The organism is Bacillus sp. (in: firmicutes) (assembly GCF_031983925.1).
Lineage (GTDB): Bacteria > Bacillota > Bacilli > Bacillales > Bacillaceae_G > Bacillus_A > Bacillus_A pacificus.
This window is the reverse complement of the sequence record NZ_DALYZR010000008.1, coordinates 161,923-178,041: the sequence shown is the minus strand read 5'-3', so window position 1 is coordinate 178,041 and position 16,119 is coordinate 161,923. Positions and strand designations below refer to the sequence as shown.

Annotated in this window: 15 protein-coding genes and 3 pseudogenes; 11 read left to right on the top strand and 7 right to left on the bottom strand. The window is 34.1% G+C overall.

The genetic code is table 11. The features are described 5' to 3' along the window. Nucleotides 1-535: 535 nt before the first annotated feature. Complete coding sequence (locus RTP99_RS20895) at nucleotides 536-886, bottom strand: YxeA family protein (protein ID WP_312367354.1); 351 nt, start codon at nucleotides 884-886, stop codon at nucleotides 536-538. A gap of 254 nt (nucleotides 887-1,140) precedes the next feature. On the opposite strand from RTP99_RS20895, the gene RTP99_RS20890 reads away from it, so the two are divergent. Together RTP99_RS20890 and RTP99_RS20885 are read left to right on the top strand one after the other, a co-directional pair. Continuing rightward, nucleotides 1,141-1,263 (top strand): flavoprotein, encoded by a 123-nt coding sequence (locus RTP99_RS20890; protein ID WP_000564623.1) that lies wholly within the window; start codon nucleotides 1,141-1,143, stop codon nucleotides 1,261-1,263. Between the two features lie 394 nt (nucleotides 1,264-1,657). Further along, complete coding sequence (locus RTP99_RS20885) at nucleotides 1,658-1,882, top strand: hypothetical protein (protein WP_312367352.1); 225 nt, start codon at nucleotides 1,658-1,660, stop codon at nucleotides 1,880-1,882. A 113-nt stretch (nucleotides 1,883-1,995) separates the two neighbouring features. On the opposite strand, the pseudogene RTP99_RS20880 reads toward RTP99_RS20885, so the two are convergent. After that, nucleotides 1,996-2,150, bottom strand: a pseudogene (locus RTP99_RS20880) (acyl dehydratase). Between the two features lie 118 nt (nucleotides 2,151-2,268). Between RTP99_RS20880 and RTP99_RS20875 the strand changes: the two are divergent. From RTP99_RS20875 to RTP99_RS20850, 6 genes and pseudogenes are all read left to right on the top strand, one after another. Continuing rightward, nucleotides 2,269-2,655 carry a YflT domain-containing protein gene (locus RTP99_RS20875; protein ID WP_000549437.1) on the top strand — a complete coding sequence of 129 codons (387 nt, stop codon included), beginning with the start codon at nucleotides 2,269-2,271 and terminating at the stop codon, nucleotides 2,653-2,655. An 85-nt stretch (nucleotides 2,656-2,740) separates the two neighbouring features. Further along, nucleotides 2,741-3,142: a hypothetical protein gene (locus RTP99_RS20870; RefSeq protein ID WP_000683206.1), complete on the top strand. Its 402-nt coding sequence runs from the start codon at nucleotides 2,741-2,743 to the stop codon at nucleotides 3,140-3,142. Between the two features lie 35 nt (nucleotides 3,143-3,177). After that, on the top strand, nucleotides 3,178-4,203 hold the full coding sequence (locus RTP99_RS20865) for a ParM/StbA family protein (RefSeq protein ID WP_000839461.1): 1,026 nt from the start codon (nucleotides 3,178-3,180) through the stop codon (nucleotides 4,201-4,203). Between the two features lie 293 nt (nucleotides 4,204-4,496). Then, on the top strand, nucleotides 4,497-5,447 hold the full coding sequence (locus tag RTP99_RS20860) for a magnesium transporter CorA family protein (protein ID WP_000388884.1): 951 nt from the start codon (nucleotides 4,497-4,499) through the stop codon (nucleotides 5,445-5,447). A gap of 343 nt (nucleotides 5,448-5,790) precedes the next feature. Next, nucleotides 5,791-6,216 (top strand): annotated as a pseudogene (locus RTP99_RS20855) (MarR family winged helix-turn-helix transcriptional regulator). A 225-nt stretch (nucleotides 6,217-6,441) separates the two neighbouring features. Beyond that, on the top strand, nucleotides 6,442-7,320 hold the full coding sequence (locus tag RTP99_RS20850; RefSeq protein WP_000423193.1) for a LysR family transcriptional regulator: 879 nt from the start codon (nucleotides 6,442-6,444) through the stop codon (nucleotides 7,318-7,320). Nucleotides 7,321-7,622: 302 nt separating this feature from the next. On the opposite strand, the gene RTP99_RS20845 is transcribed toward RTP99_RS20850, so the two are convergent. From RTP99_RS20845 to ycaC, 4 genes are all read right to left on the bottom strand, one after another. Next, the gene (locus RTP99_RS20845) at nucleotides 7,623-9,458 is read right to left on the bottom strand and encodes an amidohydrolase (protein ID WP_001102412.1); all 1,836 of its coding nucleotides are present in this window, start codon (nucleotides 9,456-9,458) and stop codon (nucleotides 7,623-7,625) included. Between the two features lie 13 nt (nucleotides 9,459-9,471). Then, on the bottom strand, nucleotides 9,472-10,065 hold the full coding sequence (locus tag RTP99_RS20840; protein WP_000806865.1) for an antibiotic biosynthesis monooxygenase: 594 nt from the start codon (nucleotides 10,063-10,065) through the stop codon (nucleotides 9,472-9,474). Continuing rightward, on the bottom strand, nucleotides 10,062-10,706 hold the full coding sequence (locus RTP99_RS20835; RefSeq protein WP_000067162.1) for a hydrolase: 645 nt from the start codon (nucleotides 10,704-10,706) through the stop codon (nucleotides 10,062-10,064). Before RTP99_RS20835 ends, RTP99_RS20840 begins: the two co-directional genes overlap by 4 nt. A 164-nt stretch (nucleotides 10,707-10,870) precedes the next feature. Continuing rightward, on the bottom strand, nucleotides 10,871-11,515 hold the full coding sequence (ycaC, locus tag RTP99_RS20830; RefSeq protein WP_000131205.1) for an isochorismate family cysteine hydrolase YcaC: 645 nt from the start codon (nucleotides 11,513-11,515) through the stop codon (nucleotides 10,871-10,873). 492 nt (nucleotides 11,516-12,007) lie between these two features. On the opposite strand from ycaC, the gene RTP99_RS20825 reads away from it, so the two are divergent. From RTP99_RS20825 to RTP99_RS20815, 3 genes and pseudogenes are all read left to right on the top strand, one after another. Further along, on the top strand, nucleotides 12,008-12,844 hold the full coding sequence (locus tag RTP99_RS20825; protein ID WP_001074322.1) for a bromoperoxidase: 837 nt from the start codon (nucleotides 12,008-12,010) through the stop codon (nucleotides 12,842-12,844). 601 nt (nucleotides 12,845-13,445) lie between these two features. Beyond that, entirely contained in the window at nucleotides 13,446-15,035 is a 1,590-nt protein-coding gene (locus RTP99_RS20820) for a bifunctional metallophosphatase/5'-nucleotidase (protein WP_000913757.1), read from the top strand. A 226-nt stretch (nucleotides 15,036-15,261) separates the two neighbouring features. Further along, nucleotides 15,262-15,425 (top strand): annotated as a pseudogene (locus tag RTP99_RS20815) (D-alanyl-D-alanine carboxypeptidase family protein); the annotation flags it as partial. A 197-nt stretch (nucleotides 15,426-15,622) separates the two neighbouring features. Here RTP99_RS20815 and RTP99_RS20810 read toward each other — a convergent pair. Continuing rightward, the gene (locus tag RTP99_RS20810; RefSeq protein WP_000551409.1) at nucleotides 15,623-16,042 is read right to left on the bottom strand and encodes a DUF1259 domain-containing protein; all 420 of its coding nucleotides are present in this window, start codon (nucleotides 16,040-16,042) and stop codon (nucleotides 15,623-15,625) included. Nucleotides 16,043-16,119 lie beyond the last annotated feature (77 nt).

Here is a 16,119-nt window from a genome sequence, read left to right as displayed (position 1 = left end):
TGGCGATTCAATGTCTTGCTTTTTTAATTACTGCCGTTTATCTGTTCTATATTCACAAGGCCAACTCGGCTTTGAAAGTATAGGGAAAAGGAGGGAATTTATATTGAAAATGTCTTTAGGTACAACCAAATACCTGAAAAATTCAGTAAATCAAATAGATTTAGTAGAGAAATTAAGCAGGTTATCGATATTCGAGAGCACTAGCTACTACTTGATTTAGAAGTAGCAATGGATATTGCGAAAAGAAGATTAAATGTTCAACAGATAGTAGAAGTAATACCATTTATACTTATAAGTACAGATTTTATTATCACTATAAATGAGAATAATCACGAAAAAACAAGGACACTATCTTTAAAGAAGAATATATAACGCAATAAGAGATTTTGAGCACTCAATAAACAGTGGATTTTCAGGATTTAAAATGGTGCCAATTAATGTAAATCATTATGTGGGAAAACGGTGCGATTTTGGAATAGCATAGCTAGGAAATAATCAAACTTTTTTGTGAAAGATTGAAGTTCTATATATTATATTACAATTGCCCCTTTATTTTGTCCGGAATATCCTCTTCAGCGATAATATCGTAAGAATACACATACTTTCCTTTTACATGAATTTTCAAGTAAGTTTTTCTTATAAAATCATTAGGTGTGTTCGTTCCAACTTTATATTCTGTTTCATTGCTTAATTCATCAACACCTTTTAGTGAGTACACAGCTCTTCCTTTATGATGATAATCTGGAATGCCATATCCCTTCGCAACGGCGTATACATTTTTTTCTTCAGCAATTGGATTAAATCTGTCTAAATCCCCGCGTAATATGAAAGGTAGTAAGTATATAGGAAGAGCTATTCCTATTATGTAAATTACAAATTTTTTCATAATCGTTTCTCCTCTTGTTAAATTACTTATTTTTAAGTATAGGAAAAGTAACATTTTTTAATGCGTAAATAAGAAGGTTCTAGTGTGAAAACTTCAGAGCAATTGCACCAGAATCACTATTGGATCAGTTTAGATCCATAAGAATTAAAAAAAGATATCCTGGAGTGGAAAGTAAAAAATGAAATTGCGAAAGGTGAATTTCAAATAATGCCAATGTTTTATAAAAACATTGTATACGAAGGGATGTACCATTTATGATTGACGAGAAAACAATACAAATTGTGCAGTCGACGGCTCCAGTATTAAAAGAACACAGTATAGAAAAGGAATTGATTCATTATGAATCGTTTAGCCCCGTTGCAATTTTAGGTGAGTAACTAATACCGGATAGGGTTATAGTCATAATAATGTAAGTAAATGGTTTTTTGCGATACTTCAATAGTGAAGTATCGTTTTTTCTTGTATAACTAAAGCACAGCTATGGAATCTGATATAATGTTGAAAAATGATCCCAAGTAATGATTTGTCTGTTGTAATACTAAGTAACTATGATGAAATTGAATCTAAAAAGTATGCTAATAAAATAGTAAAAATTTTTTAAAAAAGTAAAAAAAGAGCTTAGATTTGCAATAATAAATGTTTTTTTATTAGATAATTACTTTACCGATAATCGAGATGTTTGCGGATACATTTATTTTTGGGATACATAATTATATTTAGAGAATACCCAGTTACAGTATTTGAATTTTTAATAAGAAGGGATGCGAAGGAATGAGCTCACAGAGACAAGGCTATGCAGGCTGGTGGCAAGGCGGACACGGTGGTTGGCCGGGTGGACACGGTGGTTGGCCGGGTGGACACGGTGGTTGGCAAGGCGGACACGGTGGTTGGCAAGGCGGACACGGTGGTTGGCAAGGTGGACACGGTGGTTGGCCGGGCGGACATAGTGGTTGGCAAGGTGGACACGGTGGTTGGCAAAGCGGGCATGGATATTAAAACGAGGCTATAAAATCATTTTTTTATGCAAAGTTTGTATATTTTCATTTTTATTAGGTTATATGTTTTTTAGCACTCTTTTAAAAAGAGTGCTTTTTTTATTTTCCTTTGATTTAATTAACGAAAAAAATATCTTGTACTCCTTTTATAACTTTTTTTAATAGAAATTTTCTATAAAACAATGGGCTTGCTTTCCAAACAAATCGTTATTTGTAACACTGCTATCAAAGGAAAGTGCTCGTGACATCTCGTTAATATTGAAAAACAGTAATAACCTATCGCGTTAATTTTTTGAAAATTTAGGTTTAATATCTTTAAAATAGGTGTATTACATATTACATAACAACTAAATAAAAAAAAAAAAAATCTAAAGGAGGAAAAATACCATGCATAAGAATGAAAGAAAACCGGTTGTTCATGAATATCAAAATGAACAGGAAGTAGTTATGAAAGTAAAAGAGCTAGAATTGCAAGGGATTCGCCAAGATGACATTTACGTCTTAACACATGAAAAATATCTAACAAAAAAGATTGCGGATGATACAAACACAAATACGATTGGAGTAAAAGAACAAGGATTGGGAACAAGTATTATCAACTTTTTCTCCAAAAAAGGGGACGAACTTCGAAATCAAATGGAAGAAATGGGGTTGTCGAAGGAGGAAGCTAATTTATATGAAGAAAAATTAGATCAAGGGAGAATTTTACTTCTAGTAACAGCTGAAACACCAACGGCGAGTGATAGGCAGCCGCAAAACTATCATTCTCTCTAATAGATTGCAACATTTGATAAATAGATAAGTTAATTATTTTGGGTTGTAGCATGGAAGAAAATAAAAGTGGAGAAGGGTGAGAAAAATGAAACATACAATATTTAAATATGCTGTGATTGGGATTACGACCGGAATCATGGTCTCCTTATTAAAAAAAGAAAATCGGAAAGCTATACAAACAAAAGGAAAAAACGTAAAAGAAAAACTACAAGAAGGGAACATAAAGGAAACATTAGAGAAGGTAACTGAGACAAGTAAACAATTCTCTGTAACTGCAGCTAATGTTGCAAAACAAACATTACCACAACTGCTTACAGCCACACCAGTTGTCATTTCTACCATTAAAGATTTAACAGAAAACGAAAATAACAAAAAGAAAAAAGATGAAAAGGATTACGAAATAAATGAAAATAGTAAGGACTTAGACGGGGAGAAAACGAAAAATGAAAAGAAATATATGAAAGAAGGGAAAGAAGAGAGTGCTTAGATTTAATTCTAAAAAGAGAAAGTGAGGAAAAAAGTATGAAATCTCTGTATGCAATTGATGTAGGAATTGGCTTTACCAAGCGGGCATATCGACAGGATGTAGATTCTGAGGTGACGATTAAGAGTGAAGCTTCCACACTAGCCCCTGTACCTAATCATGCTGAAAGTGAAGATTTAACAAAGGTAAGTTTTATAGACTTAGACTTTGCATACTACATGGGAAATGAAGCGCATCAATCTGACGCTTCATTTCTTCCTCCATTTGACGAAGAAATAGAAAATTATTATGAAAGCGAACAGTTTAAACAACAAATATTTGGTTGCATTGCAAAGGATTATAAAGAAAATGTCGTGTTACCTTTAGTTGTTACCGGGCTTCCCGTTACTTATTTTGGTAGTCAGCATGAGCAATTACAACGTGCACTAAAAAAAGAAACTTCCGTACAAATTGATGGGAAATTTATAAATATTACGGTTGAAAATGCTTTGATTCTTCAGCAACCAGTCGCTTTACATGCCTATTTCTTAAAAGAGGGAATTATTCAGGAACGAGATCGTATCTTAATTATTGATGGTGGATTTCGTACATTAGAAATGACAGATATGAAACAGAATGTCATTTTAAATCATTATGAGACGGAACTAGGATGTAGCAAGCCTTTGAAAAATATTAAGAATATCGTGCAGAATCATGCAGGGGAAAGTGATCATTTGCATATTAACGACATGCCAAACATATTAGAAAAAGGATATGGGGATCGAGAAGAAAATCCTCAGACAAGTCAGGTTCATACTTTGATTCAAAAAGAGTTGGATACACACTTCCAAGACGTAATACGTGTATTACAAGAACAATTTAAGTTAGACCAGTATGACACTATTATTTGGACAGGAGGAATAGTAGATCTCCACAAAAAACGAATTGAAAAAATGCAAGATGAAATTTCTTCTTTCCGTATAGTAGACGCTTCGAAAGAGGCTGCACTTCATGGATACTACATGATTGGAAGTCAAGTATTTGACGACATCACCAATCAATCTGCATATGAATCTAAATTATAATAACGACCGGAATGTAGTTCGTTGAATAGACGCGCCAAAGTATGTGGCTTCTTTTCCACATATCAATAAGAAAAGATAAAAAGTACTTGTATAGAGGAAATGTTTAAAATTGAGAATACAAATAACTAATATATAGGGGGTCTTCCTTGTAACAGAAGAAGACCTCCTATATATTAGTTTGTAATTTAGAGGATCTAAAAACTTTTCCTCCAAGACATGAATACCTACATATAAATTTCATATTACGGATATTATTTGATCAAACATAAAACTATTCAGAAAGGAAGAATAATATGGAATGCATAAAAATGCCGAAATGGGATTGGTATCATGTGAAAACTAGTGAACTTGAAAAACTTTCTTCTATAATCCCTCGTGATGTAACATCTTATTTCTCTCAATTTGTAAAAAAAATAAGTTCTCCTTGTGAAAATGGATTATATGTTTATACGTTATCACCAAGTCAAACTTGTGTATATGGTTCGTTTTTATATGATCAAGATAAAAAGGACGCCAAAATCCAAAACTTTCTTCATTATTTCGTAGCTCATGGAATACTGATAACGGTCCAGGAAAAAGAGGAAGAGGATTTCCAAAAATTAATACATAATTTCCCTATGAGTATAAAAAATTGTAATAGTTCCGCTGAAGGAGTATGTGCGATCTTATCAATATTTATATCTCACTATTTACGAAAGGTTGACTACTTTGAAAACAATTTCAGAAATGTGTTATGGGATTTTTATCATCATAATAACATAGCAGTTTTAGAAAGAATTTACCATATTCGTCATGAATTATTTATGAACACACATGTGTTTCGCTTAATACAAGAAGTGTTACAAGGCTTGGAGGAAGCTTGGTTAGAAAACTTAACAAACACCCTTTGCTATAAACAAACACACGTAAAATTAGAGCGTGGATTACAACTCGTTAAAGAATACCAAGAAGAATTAGACACGATGATTCATTTACAAGAAGTTGTTTCTTCTCATCGTGGGAATGAAATTATGAAAGCTCTTACTGTATTAACTGCTGTAAGTACGCCTTTGACGGCTTTAGGAGCATTGTGGGGGATGAATTTTAAATATATGCCTGAACTGGAATGGAAATATAGCTATTTAATCGCTCTCTTATTTATTATTTTTACAACAGGGGGTATGTATTTGTATATGCGAGTCAAAGGATGGACAGGTGATTTATTACGAGTAAAGAAAAAGAAGTCTTTTTTTAAATCTAATTAATCCTGTTTATAAAAAATATGATAGATATATGGTTAGTAATCTTTGTTTAAAAACTATAGCATATACATGGGGACAGACTCATCATCTGAAATTTGTTCGAATCCAATTTAGAATATGGAAAAAGAGAACTTGCGATTAAAAACAAGCTCTCTTTAAAAGAAATAACGTAATTGAGATACTTATATATTAGCAATTGTTTTCTTCTAATTCCATATGTCTTATGTTGAGAAATAAATTATAAGTGGCTTGATCAAGCTAAAATGAATGATTGACATAATATTTTGACGATAATATAATAAATCTCGAATTCAAGATAATTTGTAAAGGATTGGTAATTGCGAGCGTGATTAACGATGAGAGCTTATCTTTAAAGTTATTTGTTATATTATCAAGGGAATTACAGCCAATCACTAAATGTATTGAAAAGGATCTAAAAATTTATGGACTTAATGTAACTGAATTTGCAGTGCTTGAGCTACTATACAGTAAAGCTGATCAGCCTATAAAAAAATTGGGGACAAAATATTACTTGCAAGTTTTTGTATCACGTATGTAGTGGATAGGTTGGAAAAGAAGAGGTGAAACCATGTCCTAAAGACCGCCGTGTCACGTATGCATTAATTATTTCAGAAAGTATTGAATTGGTGACACTAATTTTTCCTCAGCATAAAGAGGGGATTCGGCAAATATTTGGTAATTTGGATTATATTGAGAAAAAATGATAAGTAAACAGTTGAAAAAGTTAGGATATTACGCACAGAAAGTGTAAGTTTTTAGATGTTATTTCTGTTTAGTAATATCCTAATTAAATATAAATTAAATAAATAGGAGGGAAAATTAAGAAATAGTAGTAAATGTATTGTAGTACAAAATAAAGAAATTATGTAATTGCAATTGATATAGTAGGAAAGATAGTTGTTATGCATAACGTATACATATTGTCCTTTTCATTATAAATCTTTCATAAAGCGGAGAGTGGGAGTGGGTATCAAGAATGGAATTACGTCATTTAGAGTACTTTATTCAAGTTTGTAATAATAATAGTTTTACTAAAGCTGCGGAAGTTCTAGGTATTTCACAGCCGACTTTAAGTCAACAAATCCGTGTGTTAGAAGGTGAACTTGATACACCTTTGTTTCATCGAGTTGGAAGAGGTATCAAAATGACAGAAGCGGGTAAGCTGCTATTTGATAAAGGAAAATTTATCATGCAACAATTTGATGACGTTTATAATGAAATTTTTGAATTAAAGGGTGTAAAAAGAGGTGTAATTACTATAGGAGGTTTATTGGAGGACCTCACTTATTTAACACCTTATATTATGAAGTTTCAACAACATTATCCCAACATCGTTGTAAAAATTATAGAATCCGAAGTTGCTGTAAATCAAATCGTTGATAAAAATATTGATATAGGCATCACGCGTAGTGCTCAAATTCCAGACACATTAACAAGTACCCTTTTGTATAGCGAAGAGCTTGTCCTTGTCATTCCAAAAAAACATCCTTTGAATGAAACATCATTTGTTTCTTTTAGAGAATTAGTAGGACTGAGTAGAATAATGGTTTCATGTAGTTGTCGTGAATCTATTAAAATATATTGTGAGAGTTTAGGGTTATCTTTATCTAAAGCAAATATAGAAACAAAATCTTCTATTTCTCTATTGAGCCTTGTATACAATGGTCATGGGGTTGCCATAATACCTCTTTCACTGGTTGATTTTGTTAATAATGATACTTTGAGTATAGTTCGTATTATTGATCCAACACCAAGGCAAGATATTAATCTTATTCACTTTGACGATAAATTTTTAAGTTTTGCAGCACGTATCTTTATGCAGAAGTTAAATAACCCTCAAAAGGTATTAGTATAATAATGATTTTAGTGTAACAATTGAAAAAATCTATACGTCTTGAGATGAGACCTATTTTAAAGTCAAAGGGTAGTGGATTTATATGTATGGTGTGGTCGATCAAAAGGGGATACCACTGACTTTTAATTAAGGAAAAAAGGACGGACTTTACAAGAAGAGAAGGCTGTCAAAAACAAGTCAAGTTAATCAATCAACTCTTCGCTCTTATCGTATAGTCCCATTATGGATATACATTGCTATTTTGAATCTACATATCCTTATTGTAGAAAGAAAACCACCGGCATTATACCGGTGGTTTTGACTTAGAAAGCAAAGCAAGTACAACCAATACCCCATTTAGTTCCATCTTTTCCTATTACGGTATGAGTGTGTTGATGGAGAGGGTTACTGCAACTATGTAACTTGTTATCATGAGAATTGTGAGAAAGTATAGTGTGGGCTAGGTTAGCGCCACCATAACCATAAACTCCCGTCGGTGACCAATCAGGTGATGCTGGCGGCAATTCAGGTGATAAATTTTTAAATTCATCATTTCCATAAACAACCTGCCCGCCCATAATTGTGAGTAATGATTCAAGGTCTTTAATTTCTTCTTCTGGCACAGTAAAGTAGTCAGCAGACAATACAGCAATATCAGCAAACTGACCTACTGCAAGGGTCCCCTTTTTACCTTCATCACCAGAGAACCACGCACTTCCTTTTGAATATAATTCCAGGGCTACTTTTCTATCAAGTTTATTTTTTTTATCGTATATGGAAAGCCCACCAATGGTTTTTCCGGCAACCATCCAGTAAAGAGCAACCCAAGGGTTATAGCTGGAAACCCTAGTTGCATCACTACCGGCGCCAACAGGTATACCTAGGTCTAACATCCGATAAATCGGAGGAGTACGCTTTGCAGCTTCCTTTCCGTATAAATCAACAAAGTATTCACCTTGAAAAGCCATGCGGTCTTGGATGGCAATACCGCCATTTAAAGCCTTAACACGTTCCATACTACGATCTGAGATTGTTTCTGCATGGTCAAACCACCATCGTAGACCATTAAAAGGAATTTCTTTGTTGACTTCCTCAAATACATTTAAGAAACGTGTGATTGATTCGTCATAAGTTGCATGTAAACGGAATGGCCAACGGTTTTCCACCAATAGAGAAATTACTTTCTTTAAGTCAGCTTCCATCATCGTAGCTAGTTCGGGCCGTGGCATTTGAAATTTTTCAAAATCAGCTGCAGAGAATACTAACATTTCTCCGGCACCATTCATTTTATACTTATCATTTCCTTGACCTGGAGAAACAATTTTTGCCCATGAAGCAAAGTCTTCATATTCATGATTAGGATTTTGTGTAAATAGATTATAAGCAATACGTAAAGTTAATTGTTCCTTCTCGGCTAAATGTTCAACAACTCTGTAGTCGTCAGGGTAATTTTGGAAACCGCCACCTGCGTCAATGGCACTTGTAATACCTAATCTATTTAATTCGCGCATAAAATGGCGAGTTGAGTTAATCTGATCGTCAAAATTAAGTATGGGAGCTTTACCCAAACTTGAATAAAGAATAGAAGCGTTAGGATTCGCAATTAAAAGACCCGTTGGATTACCTCGTTTATCTCGCTCAATTAAACAACCTGGAGGGTCTGGGGTATCTTTTGTGTATCCCAGTGCACGAAGCCCTGCACGATTTACAAGTGCTCTATCATAAAGATGTAGCACAAAGACAGGGGTGTCTTCAGAAACAGCGTTAATCTCTTCCAAAGTTGGCATCCGTCTCTCTTTAAATTGAAATTCAGACCAACCTCCAACTACTCTTACCCACTGAGGAGCAGGTGTACGCCTTGCCTGTTCTTTGAGCATTTCAAGAGCAATGGCAATTGAAGGCACACCTTCCCATCGTAATTCCATATTATAATGAAGACCGCCACGAATAACGTGTATATGAGAGTCATTCAGGCCTGGAATAGCTCTTTTTCTTTTAAGGTCTATTTTTTTTGTTTTTTCTGTGGCACTATTAAGAAGCTCATATCCACCGACTGCAGTTATTAAACCATCAGTTATGGCGATAGCAGATACCTCAGGTTGAGAGGGATCAAGGGTAGTAATTTTTCCGTTATATAAAATCATATCCGGTACATTCATATTCACACCTCGTCTACTTCCTATTATTTTGTAACCATGGATGAAATAATTTACCGAAAATCGGCATAACTACCCATGATAGCAAGGACACTATACATACAGAAACAAAAAAAGCCGACATAATAGGATTCATATGTTTTATAATAGGTCCTATCAATTTAGGAACTAACATGCTAAGAGGCCATACACCCAAAAGGGTAACGATAGACATTTTCCATTTTGGCGGTGGAACTGGTGTTTTCGGAGTAACAAACCAATAAGCCAAACTGCTTTCAGTTTTGTAAGTTGGATTAGTAACTTGAAATTGTTCTGCCGTTTTTAACAAATCTCGGCGAACATCTGATTGTTGCCAAGCACGTAGATGCTCATACGTATCAAAGCGAAAAATAACAGTATACTCTCTGGATTCGTTACTTGGGACTATTAGGTTTACGCCTAAATGTCCTGGGAATTTAGTAGCGGCAGCTTCGATTTCATGTCTCCATGTTTCAAACTGTTTTTCTTTCCCTTGTTGAATTTCCCATGTAACAATCGTTGTTACTGGATCAGTAGCATCCATTGTGTTCTCTGTATGAGTCTCTTCGACAGTTACGCCTTCTTGTTTCATATTTTTCTGCTTGGAAGCGCGCCATGCACCATAGTATATGCGTATTCTACACCTTGACCATAAGCACCAGTGTGTTCCTTTACAATCTCCATTACAGCATCATAAGTGTCTTTGTGTGCCCAGTCACGTTGGTATTCAAGTAAAACTTGAATGGCTGTCACTGGAATTGCACCAGCTTGTTCTACACGACGCATAGCAGCGTTATGTGCTGTCAAACTAGTACCACCTGAAGCATCATCAACTGCATATACCTCATAGCCAGCTTTAATTGCTTCAAGCACAGGGAATGCAAGGCAAACTTCAGTCCAAAGTGCTGCAAATATTAATTTCTTTCTACCGGTTGCTTTAACTGCCTCAACAAATTTCGGATCTTCCCAAGAGTTCATTGAACTACGTTCTATAATTTCATGGTTTGGGAATATATCAAGAATTTGTGGCCAAAAATAACCAGAAAAGCTACGTGTTTCAACTGTAGTAAGAATAGTAGGTACGTTAAAAGTTTTTGCTGATTTAGCAAGTAGCATAACGTTATTAATCAATGTTTGTCTATCAATACTTGCAACTCCAAAAGTCATTTGAGGTTGAAAATCAATTAAAATTAAGGCACTGTTCTCCGGATTTAACAATTCTAAATTACTCATAATAAAACGCTCCTTTTTCAATTGTTTATTGAAAGTAATGTATCTTCTGTCAATTGAAGCTCTACTATACTTTTTAATTTAAATTTAGTGCTGATTTAATCAGCACTAAATTTATACTATCTACTTTAAAAAAGGTGATTTAAAGCTATTTCCTTGAGATACATTTATGCATTTTGTTTACTAAGATCTCGCTGAGCTCCTCTATAGCTTCCAATTATATTTTGATAGCCTGGAAGATTACTAGCAAGCAAATTGCCAAAACCTTCGACATCGTTGCGCCAATCGCGTTGTAATTCGCAAGCTACGCTAAACCAGTTCATAAGTTGTACACCATTATGTGCCATACGCGTATTGGCAGCATCTGCAACTTGTTTGCTGAAAGTTCCTGAAGCATCAGTAACAGCAAATACTTCATAGCCAGCTTTTATAGCGGAAAGTGCCGGGAAAGCAACACAAACGTCCGTAACTACACCTGCGATGATAAGTTGTTTTTTTTCAGTTTCTTCAATTGCTTTTACAAAATCATCATTATCCCATGCGTTAATTTGTCCAGGTCGAGCTATTTTTGGTGCATGAGGAAAGAGATCAACCAATTCTTGCATTAAAGGTCCATTAGGCCCGTTTTCGAAACTTGTTGTTAAAATAACTGGTAAATCAAAAAACTTAGCAGTATGAGCAAGAGCTAAAACATTGTTCTTGAATTCATCAACACCATAGTCACGTACTAGTCCGGACATAAGACCAGTTTGATGATCTACTAAAAGCACGATAGCATCATCTTTGTTAATACGAGAATAGAGATCAGTCATTATGTATTCCTCCTAAAAATTAAGTAATCGAAGAAAGTTTAAATAGTCGAATACTATCATAAATTTCTTCGTTTATAACTAAGCTCACCAATAATATTGGTTATAGCAGCATTCACGGAACATGAAGCGCTATACAAATTTATAGTATTTGAAAACTGATTCATTAATCAATTCTGAATTATCTATAATTTGTATAGTTCGTAACTATAGTTGTTTTTACTGTAAAATAGATTGATTTTACCTATACATTCTATAGATAGAATGATATTGATAGTCACCTATTTTTGTTATTAGAATTGAACAGGAGGAGTGTTCAGCAAATACTTCGTGATGAAAAAGGTAGGAGATGGGGAATCGTCCATAAACAGAAAATGAATGCATCGAAACAGTAGAGTTTCATACATAGAGTTCACAATATAAATGGGCATAAATAGGTTATGAGATTTATCCTGATTATTGAAGAAAAGGATACATATTAAAGGAGGTAGGACAATGGCAAAAATTACTGTAGGAACCGAAAATCAAGCACCAATTGAGATATATTATGAGGATCATGGCACAGGAAAACCAGTTGTACTCATTCATGGTTGGCCGTTAAGTGGTCGATCTTGGGAATACCAAGTTCCCGCTCTTGTTGAGGCTGGATACAGAGTTATAACATATGATCGTCGAGGATTTGGACAATCATCTCAGCCGTGGGAAGGGTATGAATATGATACCTTTACTTCTGATTTACATCAACTATTAGAACATTTAGAGCTTCAAAATGTCACACTTGTTGGTTTTTCTATGGGTGGAGGCGAAGTAGCCCGGTATATTAGTACGTATGGAACAGATCGTATTGAAAAGGCTGTTTTTGCTGGGGCAGTTCCTCCGTATTTATACAAATCAGAGGATCATCCTGAAGGGGCCTTAGATGATGCAACAATTGAAACATTCAAAAGTGGTGTGATAAATGACCGCCTTGCATTTCTTGATGAATTTACTAAGGGATTTTTCGCGGCTGGTGATCGAACAGATTTAGTTAGTGAGCCATTCCGTTTATATAATTGGGATATTGCAGCCGGTGCATCACCTAAAGGAACGCTTGATTGTATTACCGCCTTTAGTAAGACAGATTTTAGAAAAGACTTGGAGAAGTTTAATATACCTACTCTTATTATTCACGGAGACTCTGATGCAACTGTACCATTTGAATATAGTGGGAAATTAACACATGAAGCAATTCCTAATTCTAAAGTATCGTTAATAAAGGGTGGTCCACATGGGCTAAATGCAACGCATGCTAAAGAATTTAATGAAGCGCTCCTATTATTTTTAAAGGACTGATTACAACTATATAATTGTTAATTGATAAATTATAAACAAGTAAAATAAAGCATTTAAAAAGATGCTCTTGGATAAATCCAGGAGCATCTTTTTGAATGCGGCGTAGTGCACCACTGTAATCAATTTAAAGAATCGAAATCTTCCATAATGAAATTTTTATTCATTTTTAAATGGTGATATTGAGTTAGGTTTATAAATATCCATTAGTTTTGGATTGAATATGCTTCTTAACAGCTAACATGTATGGATTAGAGTTTTTTAGTCTCTTAGAAGTATTGTTATATTACTATCAAGATAATATTTTGAAGAATCTTCAAAACAAAGAAATGCACATTTTCTTATTTTGGGTAGTGAATTTTCTTAAGTTGAGTGGGGCCTTTATATCCTAATCCAAAAGTGTAGGATAGAGCCTACAAATAATCATTTCCTTCTTAAAATTGTCGTTTTACATCCTCACATTTTTGAGTAAATAGTGTTTTGTTGGGAAATAATAAAATCTTATTAATTTTTATAATTAGTAGAATTTTTATAGAAATAATCCTCTTAATATATTAAAATAACATTGTATTATGTAAGATTTTAATTAGGGGAGAGAAATTTTATGTTGAAAAAAATCATTCCAGTTGCTTTAGCAATAAGTACAGTTACTTTTACTAGTGTATTCGCTGTGCCTTCAGCCCAAGCAAGTACAGAACCAAACCGCTACATAGATGTACAAATGCTCGGTATTAACGATTTTCATGGGCAACTAGACACAGTAAAAAAAATTAACAATAAAGATGCAGGGGGAATCGAGTACTTAGGGGCTTATTTACGTGATCGTGAAAAACAAAATCCGAATACATTAAAAGTACATGCTGGCGATGTTGTTGGAGCAAGTACTCCTGTTTCAGCATTATTACAAGACGAACCTACCATTGAATTTCTAAATGATTTGAAATTCGATGTTGGAACGATAGGAAATCATGAATTTGATGAAGGTGTTGAGGAAATGAACCGCCTTATTTATGGTGGATACCATGAGAAAACAGGGAAATTTAAAGGTGCAAAATTCCCATATGTTGCCGCAAATTTCTATAATAAATCCACTGGTCGTTTATTTTTACCACCATTCACTATAAAAAAGGTACAAGGAGTTCCTGTTGGATTTATCGGAGTCGTAACAACGGATGTGCCTAACCTTGTTATGCCTACTATGCTAAAGAATGTAGAAATTACAGATGAAGTTGAAGCTATTAACAAATCCGTAAAGCAATTAAAAAAACTAGGCGTTAAATCTATCGTTGTTCTTGCGCATAACGGAGGTACAACAGATGGGAACGGCGTAACAAATGGTGATATCGTCCGATTAGCAAATCAGACTGATCCAGAAGTCGATGTTATTTTTGGTGGGCATAGCCACACGTATGTAAATGGAACTGTTAATAATAAACTTGTCGTACAAGCAAATTCTTACGGTATGGCTTTTGCTGATGTTGATGTAAAGATTGATCGTAAAACACAAGATATTGTTGAGAAAAAAGCAGAAATTGTTACAACTTACCATGAAGGCATAGAGCCTGATAAAAAAATAAAGAAGAAGATGGAGAAATATCAAGCAAAAATCGCACCTCTTGTTAATGAAGTTGTAGGTAAGTCTATTGCTCCGCTAGATCGCAAACTAAATACGGCTGGTGAATCTACTCTTGGAAATTTAGTTGCTGATGCCCAGCGTGCAACAATGCAATCTCAAATTGCACTTATGAATCCTGGTGGTATTCGTAATGACTTAGATGCTGGTGATATTACATGGGGAGAGATATATGGTATTCAACCATTCGGAAATCAATTAATAAAAGTAAATTTAACGGGTCAAGATATTCGTGATATTTTAAATCAACAATGGCAAAAAGACATAACAAGAATGCTTCAAATTTCAGGGATCCAATACACTTGGGATGCAAACAAACCTAATGGAGAAAAAGTAACAAGTGTGCGCCTAACAAATGGAGAAGAAATTATTCCTTCTAAAACTTACAGCGTCGTTGCGAACGCATTTCTAGCTTCAGGTGGAGATGGATTTGTATCCTTTAAAAACGGGAAAGATGCTGAAACAGGACCAACTGATTTTGAAGCATTAGTAGATTATATAAAAAAATCAAAAGAACCAATTCAGTCTGTTATTGATGGAAGAATTCAAAAAATAAATTAGTTTTTTATTAATCTCAAAAACAAATAGATTACCTGTACGCTATACTTTTTCGTGTACAGGTAATCTATTTTTTGTGGGTTTGAAATAAATCTTACCGTGGTCAATGGATATACCGTCTAGATGCAGAGTGTAGAAAAAAAGTGAAGTAAACAAAAGTTGATATCCTGAACGTACAGGGAGTCTTTGTTTGAAAAAACGGGACATAGCAAACATAAAACAGGCTTAACAATGGATGAAAGAAAATGCGCATTGGGCAGGGTACATCATTCGTTATTCAAAGGGAAATATAACTGGTTATGTGTATGAGCCTTGGCATATTCACGCTATATAGGAGAGGTTGCTGAAAAAATATATAAGGAAAAACTAACTTTAGAGGAATATATGGGATAAGCAAGCCACAGTGAATTGAGAATCTGTATTTTTGTTTAGAGAATAGTATTTTATAAAATAGTAGAGTACTTTACTTTAATAGATTCAAAAACTACCTATCTAAAAATTTGATAGGTAGTTTTTTTACTTTTGGGCACAAAGTGAAATCATTTTATTATGTTCACACATATAGAAAATGTAATTACCCTAAACACCAATCATTGCCCCTCATTATTAGCGATAGGATAGCTGCTTAAGGACAAAAAAGAATTGGCTAACTTTTGTGCAAAATGTAATGGGGGCTCTATCGACTGGATATGAATATACATAATTAAGGGATTCATGTACAGCCAGTGATTATGTAAAGCACTTACAATAATTCCTTGTTGTACAATTGATTTCATAAATGCAGGAATCTCTTCTTGTAGAATAGCAATTTCGCCTAAATTTAATGCATTACCATTTTGATCCAACGATTCAAAACTTACTCCGACGGGTACTACATAGGTACTTTGTTTTCCTTGTACAAGTACTCTAAAATCGCGGTGAAAAGACACCGAACAACCACCTTGACTTATTTTACTTTTCCCTTTAAGTATTGTAGCAAATTGTTCGCAAATGAAATTAAAGTTGTGCATAAATTCAATTCCTTTCTCGTACAAAATTATGTAATTAGAGATTCGATTAGAGAAAATTGTTGGCTTTTTTTAAAATT

What these genes read in the sequence shown, in the direction of transcription:
- RTP99_RS20895 (WP_312367354.1), bottom strand. Translation starts at nt 886, where the DNA reads ATGAAAAAATTTGTAATTTACATAATAGGAATAGCTCTTCCTATATAC.
- RTP99_RS20820 (WP_000913757.1), top strand. Translation starts at nt 13,446, where the DNA reads ATGTTGAAAAAAATCATTCCAGTTGCTTTAGCAATAAGTACAGTTACT.
- ycaC (WP_000131205.1), bottom strand. Translation starts at nt 11,515, where the DNA reads ATGACTGATCTCTATTCTCGTATTAACAAAGATGATGCTATCGTGCTT.
- RTP99_RS20840 (WP_000806865.1), bottom strand. Translation starts at nt 10,065, where the DNA reads ATGAAACAAGAAGGCGTAACTGTCGAAGAGACTCATACAGAGAACACA.
- RTP99_RS20850 (WP_000423193.1), top strand. Translation starts at nt 6,442, where the DNA reads ATGGAATTACGTCATTTAGAGTACTTTATTCAAGTTTGTAATAATAAT.
- RTP99_RS20875 (WP_000549437.1), top strand. Translation starts at nt 2,269, where the DNA reads ATGCATAAGAATGAAAGAAAACCGGTTGTTCATGAATATCAAAATGAA.
- RTP99_RS20835 (WP_000067162.1), bottom strand. Translation starts at nt 10,706, where the DNA reads ATGAGTAATTTAGAATTGTTAAATCCGGAGAACAGTGCCTTAATTTTA.
- RTP99_RS20870 (WP_000683206.1), top strand. Translation starts at nt 2,741, where the DNA reads ATGAAACATACAATATTTAAATATGCTGTGATTGGGATTACGACCGGA.
- RTP99_RS20890 (WP_000564623.1), top strand. Translation starts at nt 1,141, where the DNA reads ATGATTGACGAGAAAACAATACAAATTGTGCAGTCGACGGCTCCAGTA.
- RTP99_RS20865 (WP_000839461.1), top strand. Translation starts at nt 3,178, where the DNA reads ATGAAATCTCTGTATGCAATTGATGTAGGAATTGGCTTTACCAAGCGG.
- RTP99_RS20825 (WP_001074322.1), top strand. Translation starts at nt 12,008, where the DNA reads ATGGCAAAAATTACTGTAGGAACCGAAAATCAAGCACCAATTGAGATA.
- RTP99_RS20885 (WP_312367352.1), top strand. Translation starts at nt 1,658, where the DNA reads ATGAGCTCACAGAGACAAGGCTATGCAGGCTGGTGGCAAGGCGGACAC.
- RTP99_RS20860 (WP_000388884.1), top strand. Translation starts at nt 4,497, where the DNA reads ATGGAATGCATAAAAATGCCGAAATGGGATTGGTATCATGTGAAAACT.
- RTP99_RS20845 (WP_001102412.1), bottom strand. Translation starts at nt 9,458, where the DNA reads ATGAATGTACCGGATATGATTTTATATAACGGAAAAATTACTACCCTT.
- RTP99_RS20810 (WP_000551409.1), bottom strand. Translation starts at nt 16,042, where the DNA reads ATGCACAACTTTAATTTCATTTGCGAACAATTTGCTACAATACTTAAA.